The sequence below is a fragment of the Massilia niabensis genome (assembly GCF_042655085.1).
GTDB classification, from domain to species: Bacteria; Pseudomonadota; Gammaproteobacteria; order Burkholderiales; family Burkholderiaceae_D; genus Telluria; species Telluria niabensis.
This window is the reverse complement of the sequence record NZ_JBHSMU010000019.1, coordinates 266,594-279,392: the sequence shown is the minus strand read 5'-3', so window position 1 is coordinate 279,392 and position 12,799 is coordinate 266,594. Positions and strand designations below refer to the sequence as shown.

The 12,799-nt window shown below is 64.8% G+C and carries 12 protein-coding genes; 8 read left to right on the top strand and 4 right to left on the bottom strand.

The features are described 5' to 3' along the window. Positions 1–8: 8 nt before the first annotated feature. Entirely contained in the window at positions 9–1,349 is a 1,341-nt protein-coding gene (locus ACFPN5_RS24555; RefSeq protein ID WP_379786475.1) for an MFS transporter, read from the bottom strand. A gap of 142 nt (positions 1,350–1,491) precedes the next feature. Between ACFPN5_RS24555 and cyoA the strand changes: the two genes are divergently transcribed. From cyoA to ACFPN5_RS24520, 7 genes are read left to right on the top strand one after another with little or no spacing between them, the layout of a single operon-like run. Further along, a complete protein-coding gene (gene cyoA, locus ACFPN5_RS24550) occupies positions 1,492–2,523 on the top strand; it encodes a ubiquinol oxidase subunit II (protein ID WP_379786474.1) in 1,032 nt (343 codons plus the stop codon). Positions 2,524–2,525: 2 nt separating this feature from the next. Continuing rightward, positions 2,526–4,529 carry a cytochrome o ubiquinol oxidase subunit I gene (gene cyoB / locus ACFPN5_RS24545; protein WP_379786473.1) on the top strand — a complete coding sequence of 668 codons (2,004 nt, stop codon included), beginning with the start codon at positions 2,526–2,528 and terminating at the stop codon, positions 4,527–4,529. Beyond that, the gene (gene cyoC / locus ACFPN5_RS24540; protein ID WP_379786472.1) at positions 4,522–5,166 is read left to right on the top strand and encodes a cytochrome o ubiquinol oxidase subunit III; all 645 of its coding nucleotides are present in this window, start codon (positions 4,522–4,524) and stop codon (positions 5,164–5,166) included. Before cyoB ends, cyoC begins: the two co-directional genes overlap by 8 nt. Next, positions 5,163–5,588, top strand: a complete 426-nt coding sequence (cyoD, locus tag ACFPN5_RS24535) for a cytochrome o ubiquinol oxidase subunit IV (protein ID WP_379786471.1) — start codon at positions 5,163–5,165, stop codon at positions 5,586–5,588. Before cyoC ends, cyoD begins: the two co-directional genes overlap by 4 nt. Beyond that, entirely contained in the window at positions 5,585–6,409 is an 825-nt protein-coding gene (locus ACFPN5_RS24530) for an SURF1 family protein (protein WP_379786470.1), read from the top strand. Before cyoD ends, ACFPN5_RS24530 begins: the two co-directional genes overlap by 4 nt. Beyond that, the gene (locus ACFPN5_RS24525; protein WP_379786469.1) at positions 6,393–7,736 is read left to right on the top strand and encodes an ATP-binding protein; all 1,344 of its coding nucleotides are present in this window, start codon (positions 6,393–6,395) and stop codon (positions 7,734–7,736) included. The genes ACFPN5_RS24530 and ACFPN5_RS24525 overlap by 17 nt, the downstream gene beginning before the upstream one ends. Before the next feature lie 7 nt (positions 7,737–7,743). Beyond that, positions 7,744–8,280: a response regulator transcription factor gene (locus ACFPN5_RS24520; protein WP_379786608.1), complete on the top strand. Its 537-nt coding sequence runs from the start codon at positions 7,744–7,746 to the stop codon at positions 8,278–8,280. 5 nt (positions 8,281–8,285) lie between these two features. On the opposite strand, the gene ACFPN5_RS24515 is transcribed toward ACFPN5_RS24520, so the two are convergent. The 3 genes from ACFPN5_RS24515 to ACFPN5_RS24505 all read right to left on the bottom strand — a co-directional run bounded on the left by ACFPN5_RS24515 (position 8,286) and on the right by ACFPN5_RS24505 (position 11,230). Further along, on the bottom strand, positions 8,286–8,627 hold the full coding sequence (locus tag ACFPN5_RS24515) for a DUF5710 domain-containing protein (RefSeq protein WP_379786468.1): 342 nt from the start codon (positions 8,625–8,627) through the stop codon (positions 8,286–8,288). A 162-nt stretch (positions 8,628–8,789) separates the two neighbouring features. Then, a complete protein-coding gene (locus tag ACFPN5_RS24510; RefSeq protein ID WP_379786467.1) occupies positions 8,790–10,271 on the bottom strand; it encodes a Gfo/Idh/MocA family protein in 1,482 nt (493 codons plus the stop codon). Positions 10,272–10,465: 194 nt separating this feature from the next. Next, the gene (locus ACFPN5_RS24505; RefSeq protein ID WP_379786466.1) at positions 10,466–11,230 is read right to left on the bottom strand and encodes a ZIP family metal transporter; all 765 of its coding nucleotides are present in this window, start codon (positions 11,228–11,230) and stop codon (positions 10,466–10,468) included. A 119-nt stretch (positions 11,231–11,349) separates the two neighbouring features. Between ACFPN5_RS24505 and ACFPN5_RS24500 the strand changes: the two genes are divergently transcribed. Further along, a complete protein-coding gene (locus tag ACFPN5_RS24500; protein WP_379786465.1) occupies positions 11,350–12,765 on the top strand; it encodes a metallophosphoesterase family protein in 1,416 nt (471 codons plus the stop codon). The last annotated feature ends 34 nt before the right edge of the window (positions 12,766–12,799 follow it).

Here is a 12,799-nt window from a genome sequence, read left to right as displayed (position 1 = left end):
ATTATTGCTCAGTCTCTGATTTCCAGCTTGCGGTTCAGGCTCAGGGCCGCAAGCGAGCCAACGGCGCCCGACAGCAGGTAGAGGCTGACATAGCCGAGGCCGAAGTGGGCCGACAGGCCGAGCGCGACCAGCGGGGCAAAGGCCGCGCCGACCAGCCAGGCCAGGTCCGAGGTCAGCGCGGCACCGGTGTAGCGGAAGCGCGATTCGAAGTTCGAGGTCACGGCGCCCGCTGCCTGGCCATACGACAGGCCGAGCAGGCCGAAGCCGATCAGGATGAACATGTTCTGGCCGGTTTCGCCGCCGTCGAGCAGGGTCGGGACGAAGATCGAGAAGATGGCGATCAGGACGGCAAGCGTGCCGAGCGTCGTGCGGCGCCCGACCTTGTCGGCCACCAGGCCCGAGATCAGGATGCACAGGGCGGCGACGCCGGCGCCCCACATCTGGATGTGCAGGAAGCCGCTGATTGGGCGCGTGTCATACAGTTGCATCCACGACAGCGGGAACACGGTTACCAGGTGGAACAGCGCATAGCTGGCGAGGGCGGCGAGGGCGCCGATGACGATGGTCGAGCCTTGCTTGCTCACCAGTTCGCCGACGGGTGCCGGATCGAGCTCGTGGGCGTCGAGCAGGCGCGAGTATTCGGAGGTCGAAATCAGGCGCAGGCGGGCGAACAGGGCGACGACGTTGAGCGCAAAGGCAACAAAGAACGGATAGCGCCAGCCCCAGACCAGGAAGTCGTCGCTCTGCAGGTTGTCGAGCAGGAAAGCGAACACGCCGGCTGCGATCAGGAAGCCGAGCGGAGCGGCCAGCTGACCGAGCATTGCGTACCAGCCGCGCTTGTGCTCGGGGGCGTTCAGGGCCAGCAGCGAAGGCAGGCCGTCCCACGAACCACCCTGGGCCACGCCCTGGGCGATGCGCATGGCCGCCAGCAGCACGACCGACAGCATGCCGATCTGCGAATACGTGGGCAGGAAGGAAATCACGACGGTGGCCGTACCCATCAGGAACAAGGCAATGGTCAGCTTGATTTCGCGGGAAAAGCGCTCCTGGATCTTCATGAAGACAATCGTGCCTATGGGGCGCGCGATGAAGGCAAACGCAAAAATCGTAAAGGAGTAGAGTGTGCCCTCGAGCCGGTCCGCCCACGGGAAGAACACCGCCGGGAAGACCAGGACCGAGGCGATCGCGTAGACGAAGAAGTCGAAATACTCGGAGGCGCGGCCGATGACCACGCCGACTGCGATGTCGCCCGGGGAAATGTGGCCGTCCCGGGAATTGATGTTGCGTGCCCCACTGTGCGGGGCGGTTACTGGAGCGGCTCCAGCGCCGCCGTATGTCGTGCTTTGCATATTCTTCGTCTCCAGGTAGGTCGGCGGCCGTCGGAAATTCCCCTGGCCTGGGCAAGGGTGGGACAAAACGTCCAATGTGCAGCGAAGGCCGATGGCAGTACAGTAGCATGTTCTTATACCCATGTAACGTTAGATACCTAGCATGATTCCTAAAATTGTCCGTCCCGGGCTTTCACTCCTCCTGCTTGCAGTGCTGTCCGGCTGCAACACGGTGGTGATGAATCCTGCCGGTGACATTGCAAGACAGCAAGCTGACCTCATCAAGATTTCAGTCTGGCTGATGTTGATCATCATCATCCCGGTGATGGTCCTGACCGTCGTATTCGCATGGAAGTACCGCAAGGGCGCCAATGCAAAGTACGAGCCCGATTGGGATCACTCGACCAAGCTGGAACTGGTCATCTGGGGCGCCCCCCTGCTGATCATCATCGCGCTCGGCCTGATCACCTGGATCAGTACCCACAAGCTCGACCCTTATCGTCCGCTCGATCGCCTCGATGAGAACCGCCCGATCCCGGCCGGCACCAAGGTGCTCGAGGTGCAGGTCGTGTCGCTCGACTGGAAGTGGCTGTTCATCTACCCGGAGCAGGGCATCGCGACGGTCAATGAGCTGGTCACGCCGATCGACACCCCGATCCGCTTCAAGATGACGTCGTCGACCGTGATGAACACGTTCTACATCCCGACCCTGGCCGGCATGATCTACACGATGCCGGCGATGGAAACGACCCTGAACGCCGTGCTGAACAAGACCGGCGACTACAAGGGCCTGTCGGCGAACTTCAGCGGCGACGGTTTCTCGCACATGCGCTTTGCCTACCGCGGCACCACTCAGGCCGATTTCGATGCCTGGGTCCAGAAGGTCAAGTCGAGCCCGGCCCCGCTGGGCCGTGCCGACTACCTGACCCTGGAAAAGCCGTCGGAAAAAGAGCCGATCCGCCACTACGGCACGGTCGACCCAAGCCTGTACATGGCGATCCTGAACCGCTGCGTGGCTGAAGGCGCCGCCTGCATGCACCAGCAAATGCATCAGGATGCCCAGCGCGCCCGCACCGCCGCCATGATGCGCCGCCTGCCGATGAATGCCGAGCAGCGCCAGGTAGCTCTGGCCAACGCCAAGGCAGGCGCGGAGACTGAAGTCTGCGAAACCCCTACCAATTCTGTGAAGAAGTAACCATGCAAGACTCCTTTGACTTGACGAAGCTTATCTTCGGACGGCTCAGCTGGGACGCGATTCCCTTCCATGATCCGATCCTGCTTGCTACCTTCGCAGGCGTCGTGGTCGGCGGTGCGGTCCTCCTGGGCCTCATCTCCTACCACCGCCTGTGGGGTACCCTGTGGCGCGACTGGTTCACCAGTATCGACCACAAGAAAATCGGCATCATGTACATGATCCTGGGCCTCGTGATGTTCCTGCGCGGCTTTGCGGACGCACTCATGATGCGCGCCCAGCAGGCCATCTCGTTCGGCGAGAACGCCGGCTTCCTGCCGCCGCACCACTACGACCAGGTGTTCACCGCCCACGGCGTGATCATGATCTTCTTCGTGGCGATGCCGCTCGTGACGGGCCTGATGAACTATGTCGTGCCGCTCCAGATCGGCGCGCGCGACGTCGCCTTCCCGTTCCTGAACAACTTCTCGTTCTGGATGACGGCCATGGGCGCCGCGCTGGTCATGGCTTCGCTGTTCGTCGGCGAGTTCGCGCGCACCGGCTGGCTGGCCTTCCCGCCGCTGTCGGGCATCCTGGCAAGCCCGGGTGTCGGCGTCGACTATTACATATGGTCATTGCAGATTGCCGGCGTCGGTACATTGCTGTCAGGTGTCAACTTGGTCGTCACCATCATCAAGATGCGCGCGCCGGGCATGGACCTGATGAAAATGCCGGTGTTTACCTGGACTGCGCTCGCGACCAACATCCTGATCGTGGTGTCGTTCCCGATCCTGACCGCCACGCTCGCGATGTTGGGCATGGACCGCCTGTTCGACACCAACTTCTTCACGAACGACAAGGGCGGCAACGCCATGCTGTACGTGAACCTGATCTGGATCTGGGGCCACCCGGAGGTGTACATCCTGATCCTGCCGGCCTTCGGCATCTTCTCGGAAGTCGTCTCGACCTTCTCGGGCAAGCGCCTGTTCGGCTATACCTCGATGGTGTACGCGATCGTCGTCATCATGGTCCTGTCCTACCTGGTCTGGCTGCACCACTTCTTCACCATGGGTTCGGGGGCGAGCGTCAACGCGTTCTTCGGCATTACCACGATGATCATCTCGATCCCGACGGGCGCGAAGATCTTCAACTGGCTGTTCACGATGTACCGTGGCCGTATCCGCTTCGAGCTGCCGATGATGTGGACGATTTCGTTCATGCTGACCTTTACCATCGGTGGCATGACCGGCGTCATGCTCGCGATCCCTGCGGCCGACTTCGTGCTGCACAACTCGCTGTTCCTGACCTCGCACTTCCACAACGTGATCATCGGCGGGGTGCTGTTCGGCCTGTTCGCCGGTTTCAACTACTGGTTCCCGAAGATGTTCGGCTTCAAGCTGAACCAGTTCTGGGGGCATGTATCGTTCTGGCTCTGGTCGATCGGTTTCTGGGTGGCGTTCGGCCCGGCCTACATCCTCGGCTTCATGGGCGTGACCCGCCGTTCGAGCCACTTCGAAGATCCTGAACTTCAGCCGCTGTTCCTGATCTCGTTCATCGGCACCCTGATGGTGGCTGCAGGTATCGGCGCGTTGCTGATGCAGATCTACACCTCGTGGCGCGACCGCGAAAAGCTGCGCGACGTGACCGGCGATCCATGGGATGGCCGTACGCTGGAGTGGGCCACCTCGTCGCCACCGCCTGACTACAACTTCGCGTTCACGCCGGTGGTGCACGACAACGACACCTTCGCCGACATGAAGAAGAACGGCTGGACGCGTCCGCTGACGGACTACGTCGCCATCCACATGCCGAAGAACACCTGGGCCGGTTTCGTGATCTCGGCAATCTCGATGGTGGTCGGTTTCGCGATCATCTGGCACATGTGGCTGCTGGTTGCCGTGTCGTTCTTCGCGATGATGGTGGCGATCATTGCCCACACGTTCAACTACAAGCGTGACTTCTATATTTCGGCGGAAGAAGTGACCCGTACCGAAAATGCCCGTACCAAACTGCTGGAAAGCCATGTCTAACAACACCGCAACCCTTAGCTCCAACCACGGCGCCGCGGGCGCCGACACGGGCGCGCGCTACCACGTGCGCGATCATCACCCGGAAAACGGCACCCTGCTCGGTTTCTGGATCTACCTGATGAGCGACTGCCTGCTGTTCGCCAGCCTGTTTGCGTCGTTTGCGGTGTTGGGCCGCAACTACGCGGGCGGGCCGTCGGGCGCAGAACTGTTCGACCTCCAGCTGGTGGCCATCAACACGGCCTTCCTGCTGGTGTCGTCGATCACCTTCGGCTTCGCCATGATCGCGGCGCAGGCGAAGAACCTGGCCAAGACCCAGCTCTGGCTGGGCGTCACGGGTATCCTCGGCGCCTGCTTCCTGGCGCTGGAAATCTATGAGTTCTACCACCTGATCCACCAGGGCGCGGGCCCGGCACGCAGCGCCTTCCTGACGGCGTTCTTCTCGCTGGTCGGTACCCACGGCCTGCACGTGCTGTTCGGTATCGTGTGGCTGATCACGCTGATGTTCCAGTTGCCAAAACACGGCATCACGCCGGAGAACATGCGCCGCCTGTCGTGCCTGTCGATGTTCTGGCACTTCCTGGACGTCGTCTGGATCTTCGTGTTTACCTTTGTCTACCTGATGGGAGTGCTGCCATGAGCGCCAGCCACACACATGACACGCATGACGGCCACCGCGCCCTCCACGGCCACGAGCATGGCGACGACCCTGGCGTGCATTACAGCCTGAAGGACTACACGACCGGCTTCGTGCTGGCCGTGATCCTGACCGTCATTCCGTTCTGGCTGGTCATGGGCAATGTGCTCGACCCGTCGATGACGCGGATGGTCATCGTCGGCTTTGCCGCCGTCCAGCTCGTCGTGCACATGGTGTACTTCCTGCACTTGAACGCTAAGTCCGAGGGTGGCTGGAACATGATGGCACTGCTCCTGACCGTCATCCTGCTCGTCATCGTCCTGGGCGGCTCGATCTGGGTCATGTACCACATGAACGCCAACATGATGTCCGGCATGGGCGATGCCGCCGCCGTGACCGGTCACGGCACGCACGACCAGCCATGACCGGCCGGCACGATCCGGCAGGGGCGCTTGCCCCCGGTGCTGCGCGGCCACGAAGTGTGGTGCGCGTAGTCCTGGCAGTGATTGCACTGCTGCTGATCGTGCTGTTTGCGGGGCTGGGGACCTGGCAGGTGCAACGCCTGCAATGGAAACTGGCCCTGATCGAGAGGGTGGAGTCACGCGTCCGGGCAAGCCCGGTCGCTCCGCCTGCGCCCGCCCGCTGGGCCCAGGTCTCAAAAGAATCCGATGAATACCGGCACGTACGCCTGGCCGGGCACTTTCTCTACGAATACTCGACGCCGGTGCAGGCCGTTTCCGAACTCGGTGCCGGCTTCTGGCTTCTGACGCCCCTGTGCACCGCCGACGGTTCGACCGTCCTGGTTAACCGCGGCTTCATTCCCGCCGCCGACGCGCGTGCCCGCTATCCGGCACGCCGCGCGGACGGCAACGCCTGCCGCGCCGGCGCGGCACCCCATACCTTCACCGGCCTGCTGCGCATCACGGAACCGGGCGGCGGCTTCCTGCGCGAAAACGATCCGGTCAAGAACCGCTGGTTCTCGCGCGACGTCGCGGCGATCGCCGCCGCGCGCGGGCTGGCGAATGTCGCGCCTTACTTTGTCGACGCCGCGCGCGGGCAGGACCCGGCCGACGCGCCCGAGCGTCCCGTCGGCGGCCTGACCGTGATCCAATTCCAAAACAATCACCTCGTGTATGCGATCACTTGGTATGCTCTGGCTTTGATGGTGATCGGTGCGTGGTGGTTCGTCGCGCGCTCCGGCACCGATGGCGCCACCAGGGCAAGGAACAATGGCAGTAAAGCTTGATCTGTTAACAAAAATAACGCCGTCGATCGCATCGTCGGCCGAGGCAAGCGTCGAATACGCCGCCGGGCACAAGAACATGCTGCAGCTCATCGAGCTGCGCTGGATCGCGGTCATCGGCCAGATCACGACCATCGCCGGCGCGATCCTGATCTTCGACATCAACCTGCCGCTGGTGCACATGCTGCAGGTACTGGCCTGCCTGATCGCCTTCAACATTGCCAGCCACCTGCGCTGGCACGAGCGGCGGCCGGTCGCCAACAGCGAACTGTTCATGGCCCTGCTGGTGGACGTGGCCACGCTTACCGTGCTGCTCTACCTGTCGGGCGGCACCACGAATCCCTTCGCCTTCCTGTACCTGCTGCAGATCATCATCTCGGCGGTGCTGCTGGAAGCCTGGTCGACCTGGACGATCGTCGTCATCACCCTGGTCTGCCTCGCCTTATTGGCCATGTTCGCCCAGCCGCTCGCGCTGCCTTTCGACCACGCGCGCGGGATCGCCAGCCTGTACGTGCAGGGGATGCTGATCTGCTTCGCGCTGAACGCGGCGCTGCTGGTGATTTTTATTTCGAGGATCAGCGCGACCTTGCGGAGCAAGGCAGCGCTCCTTGCGGACCTGCGCCAGCGCGCCGCCGAGGAAGACCATATCGTGCGCATGGGCCTGCTGGCGTCGGGCGCCGCCCACGAGCTGGGCACGCCGCTGGCAACCCTGTCGGTGATCCTGGGCGACTGGAAGCGCATGCCCGAGTTCCGCGACAATCCCGATTTGCGCGAAGAGATCGCCGAGATGCAGACCCAGCTGAAACGCTGCAAGTCGATCGTCAGCGGCATCCTGCTCTCGGCCGGCAAGGCGCGCGGCGAGTCCGCGGTGCGCACGACCATCCATACCTTCCTCGATGGCCTTGCCGAGGAATGGGAAGAGCGCCGGCAGGCGCCGCATTTCGAGTACGAGAACCGGATTGGCGACGACCTCCCGGTCGCCTTCGACTCGGCGCTGAAGCAGACGATCGACAACCTGCTGGATAATGCCCTGGAAAGCTCGCCCGATTGGGTGCGGCTGGACGCGAGCGTCGAGGACGGGACCCTGCGCCTGGTCGTCACGGACCGTGGCCCGGGTTTCGCACCGGCCATGCTGGCCCAGTTCGGCAAACCCTACCAGTCGACCAAGAACCGTGCCGGCGGCGGGGTGGGGCTGTTTTTGGTGGTGAACGTAGCGCGCACCCTGGGCGGCGGCGTGGTGGCGCGCAACCGCGAGGAGGGCGGGGCGGAAGTCACGTTGACGATTCCGCTGGCCGCGATCGCACTGTCGGGGGAGGGCGAGCATGTCTGAGCAAGATATGAATACCGCGCCGCTCCTCTTGATCGTCGAGGACGACGAAGCCTTTGCCCGCACCCTCGGCCGCTCCTTCGAGCGGCGCGGCTACCGGGTGCTGCATGCGCCGGGTTTCGAGGAAGCGGCGGACATCCTGAAGGACCACGACCCCGGTTACGCCGTCGTCGACCTCAAGCTGAAAGGCAATTCTTCCGGACTGTCCTGCGTGCAACTGCTGCATGCGCACGATCCCGACATGCTGATCGTCGTGCTGACCGGCTTCGCGAGCATCGGCACCGCGGTGGAGGCGATCAAGCTCGGCGCCTGCCAGTACCTGGCCAAGCCGTCCAACACGGACGACATCGAGGCGGCCTTCGGGCATGTGGCGGGCAACACGGAAGTGGAGCTGACCAACCGCTCGACCTCGATCAAGACGCTCGAGTGGGAACACATCCACGCGGTGCTGGCCGAGACCGAATTCAACATCTCCGAAGCCGCGCGCCGGCTCGGCATGCACCGGCGCACGCTGGCGAGGAAGCTCGAAAAGCAGCGGGTGAAATAAGGGTTTTACAGGCCCGCGACGAGCTTGCGCAGGCTCTGCTGCGCCTCGAACCAGCCGCTGTCCAGCAGCGCCGGCTTGCACTCGGCGCATTCTTCGAACGGATTGCAGGTGTGCGCCAGCTCGACGTATTTCGAGCCGATGACGGGTTTGGCGCCATGCGAATCGCGCGACGATGGGCCAGTGCCGGCGGATGACGCCTTGGCGCCGGCGCTGGCGTCGACCCAGCGCTCGAAGGGCTCGGTGGGCTTGCCGTCGGGGACGTACCAGCATTTTCTCGTCGGATTCCAGCGCGCGCCGAGCGCCTTCGCTTCGTCTTTTTCCGCGTACGGGACCTTCAGGACAATCATGGGGCTCTTTCAGTGGACGATACGGTGCAGCGCGGCTGCGTGCGCGGCGTGCGTATTGTAAGGGGAAGAGCGTGGGAGGGGAATGGACGGCTGCCGTGTCGGGTTGCCCGTAGGGTGGGGTCAAGAGCGGTTCGCCGCCCGGCCCACCCTACGCTTACATGATCACGGAATCTTGACCCGGATCGGCATCGGCACCGGCGCCTTGCGGTCCGGCATTGGCGCCCGGTCCGGCGGGGTCAGGCCCGTCACCAGGTCGGCGACGCGCACCGTCTGGCCCGTCTCGAAGCACTTGTTCGCCGCGATGCCGACCAGCGCCGACCAGGCGCCGGCGCGCTCGTCCGACCTGCGCATGTACTTGTCGGCCGGCACGTCGCCGAAGATCTCGGTGAGCATGGCGATGTCGCCGCCGCCGTGGCCGCCCTTGCCGATGATCGGGGTGATGTCGCGTGCCGGGCCGCGCAGCGGGATCACGCGGATCTGGACATTCTCGCTGCCGCTCTGGACCTTGGCCGCGCCCGCCGCGCCGCCGGATTCGACGATGCGGTGCTCGATGCGTCCCTTGGTGCCGTTGAAGGCGATGTGGTAGCCCTCCCAGGCGTCATACGCCGACAGCGCGTAGTTCAGGTGCGCGCCGTTGTCGTAGCGCACCATCACGTTCATCGTGTCTTCGATGTTGATTTCCGGACGCCACACGCACTGGTCGCGATAGTAGCCGTCGTACTTCTCGTTGTCGAGGAACAGGGACTTCAGGCCCGGGTCGGAGGCGAGGTCGAAATAGAAGCTGCACTTCTGCTTTTCCGGGCAGGTCAGGCAGCGCTCGTGGGGGCCGGACAGGCCCATGCGGCGCGCCGTTTCCGGGGTGTAGAACTGTTTCGAGCCGAAGGCATGCACCGTTTCCGGCTGGGCGCCGAGCCACCAGTTGACCAGGTCGAAGTGGTGGGTTGCCTTGTGCACCATCAGGCCGCCGGAAATGGCCTTGTTGCTGTGCCAGCGGCGGAAGTAGTCGGCGCCGTGCACGGTATTGAGCAGCCAGGTGAAGTCGACCGAGATGACGTCGCCAATTTCGCCCGACATCAGCAGCTCCTTGATCTGCGTGCGCGGCGGCGAGTAGCGGTAGTTGAAGGTGACGCGGATGTGGCGGCCGCTGCGTTTGACCGCGTCGAGGATGCGCTGCGCCTTGGCGGCGGTGGTGGTCATCGGCTTTTCGGTGATGACGTCGCAGCCTGCGTCGAGCGCGCGCACGATGTAGTCGTCGTGGCTGGCGTCGGTGGTGGTGACAATCACGAACTGCGGCTTGGTTTCGCGGATCATGCGCTCGAAGTCGGCGGCCGCGTAGGCCTTCGGCTGGCTGGCGCCCGTCTCGGTGATGACTTTCACGGCGCGCGCCAGGCGGCCGGCGTTCTTGTCGCAGACGCCGACGATCTCGCTGGTGTGGCGGAAGTCGCCCGTCATGGCACTCGTGAACATGCGCGAGCGCGAGCCCACGCCCACCACCGCATAGCGCTTGCGCGATGAGGCCGCCGCCGCAAAGGCGCCGCCGCTTGCCATCAGTACGCCGGCGGCGCCGGCTGCTTTCAACACATTGCGGCGCGAAGTCGGCCCACCAGCCAGCCCGCCATCCAGCCCACCATTTTCTTCGTTCATGTTGCGTCTCCTCCGATTGTTATAAGTTGGCCATCGCCCGGCCCAGCACACGCCTCGAAGGCGCATCACGGCCCGTTATTGCTGACATTACCGATCTGAATAGTATCGTTCAGCAAAATAATTGGCAAGACCACTTTTGAATCGTGGTAGGACAGGATGGAGGCTGGACTGACTGGTTTCTCGGCAGGCGCCTGCTAGGCTCCCAGCTTGCTGAGCGCGAACGCGGCCAGGAAGCCGACGACCGTGACGAGGCCCGCGAAATCGTGGGCCTCCTCGAAGGCTTCCGGGATCATGGTGTCGGCGAGCATGGCCAGGATGGCGCCGGCCGCCACCGCAGTGGTCGCGGCGACCATATTCGGCGACGCGCCTTCGAACAGGGTATAGCCGGCCAGCGCAGCGGCGCCCGAGGCGAGCGCGATCGCACCCCAGATGCCAAAGACGTAGCGGGCGCCGCGTCCCGCCTTTTTCATGCCGGCGGCGCTCGACAGGCCTTCCGGCAGGTTCGACAGGAAGATCGCCGAGACCGCCACCACGCTGACCTTGCCGCCGCCCAGCATCGACAGGCCGATCACGATCGCCTCGGGAATGCCGTCGAGCAGGGCGCCGACCGCGATCGCCGAGCCGCTGCCGCCATGCTGCGCTTCGCTCGGCTGCAGGCCGCAGGAGCGCTTGCGGTGCTTCGCCCCGTGATGGGCGAGCAGCCAGTTCGCCAGCGAATATACCGCCGCGCCGCCGAGGAAACCGAGGGCTGTCGCGTCGAAGCCACCGGTGCGGTAGGCCTCGTCCATCAGCTCGAAGGACAGGGCCGAGATCAGCACGCCGCTGCCAAAAGCCATGATCGACGCCACCACGCGCGCCGGCACCTTCACCCAGTAGCCCACTGCCGCGCCCAGCAGCAGCGCCCCGCCTGCGACCAGTCCCCACAATCCCGCCTGCATCCATGCCGGCACATTGGCCATCACCGCTCCCTCAACACGTTTCGCTGCATCCTACGCCCAAGCGCGCTATCGCCGCGTCTGGCTGAGCCGGCGGGCTGCCGGGCTGTGATACATTCGCGTTTTTTGACAAGGAGCCTGCTATGACACCGTTCCCGCCGCCCCGGATCACAGCCCGCCTGCCCGCGCTGCTACCGGCACTATTACCGGCGCTGGTGCTGGCCGGCTGCGGCACCCTGGGGACGGATCCGGGAAGCGCGCCGGTGGCCTTAGTTGTGGTGGGCGAGGATGGCGCGGCGACGGCGCGCGTCATCACCACAAAGCAGGCCTGCCCGCCGCTGCTGGTCGACGGGCGCGCCATGCCGATGCGCGTGCGCGTGCCCCATTCCAGCATCCCGGCGCGCCCCGGCCAGCCGCACACGCCGCCGTCCACCGCCGTGCTGACCTGCGAGGCGCCGATCGCGAACGGCAGTATGCGGGCGTCGGTGAATGGCCGCCAGCTGCCGGTGCCGAACGCAGAGCCGGCACGCATCGTCGTCATCGGCGACACCGGCTGCCGCCTGAAGGGCCGCGAGATCCAGGACTGCAACGACCCGCAAGCCTTCCCGTTCGCGCAGGTCGTCGCCAGCGCCGCGGCCTTCAAGCCCGACCTGGTGGTGCACGTGGGCGACTACCACTACCGCGAGGACCCGTGCCCGGCGGGGCGCGCCGGCTGTGCCGGCAGCCCGTATGGCTACGGCTACGACGCCTGGGCCGCCGACTTTTTCACGCCCGCGGGCAAGCTGTTCGCCGCCGCGCCCTGGGTGCTCGCCCGCGGCAACCACGAAAACTGCACCCGCGCGGGGCAGGGGTGGTGGCGCTGGCTCGACCCGCGTCCGTTCCAGGCGGGGCGCGATTGCGACAACCCGGCCAACGACGCCGTCGGCGAACACAGCGACCCGTACGCCGTGCCGCTCGGCGGCGGGGCCCAGTTGATCGTCTTTGACACGGCCAACACCAACTGGAAGGGCCTGCCGAAGACCGACCCGCGGCGCGCGGTCTATGCCGACACCGTCCGCAAGGTCGAACTGCTCGCCCGCGGCGCCAAATACAATATCGCGGTCGACCACCACCCGCTGTTCGCCTTCGGCGCCAACCGCAACGCGGCCACCGGTGAAGTCACGCTGTTCGGGGGCGACCAGGGCCTGCTCGATGCCTTCGGCGACGTCGAGCCCGGCTACCTGCCGCCTTCGATCCACATGCTGCTGTCGGGCCACGTGCACCTGTGGGAGCAGGTCAGTTTCGCCAGCGCGCATCCGACCCAGTTCGTGGCGGGCTTCTCGGGCAGCGCCGAGGACACGGCGCCATTGCCGGCCATGCCGCCGCCCGGCAAGACCCCCGCGCCTGGCGCCATCGTCGAGCACATGAGCTCATGGATCGACGGTTTTGGCTTCATGACGATGGAACGCAGCGGGCCGGAGGGGTGGTGGGTCGTGGTCTGGGACCGGGACGGACGCGAGCGCAATCGCTGCACGGTCAAGGGCAGCAAATCGCGCTGCGAGGTGGCCCAGGTGCGCTGAGGGCGTCCATTACGCGTAAATACATGCGCACAAA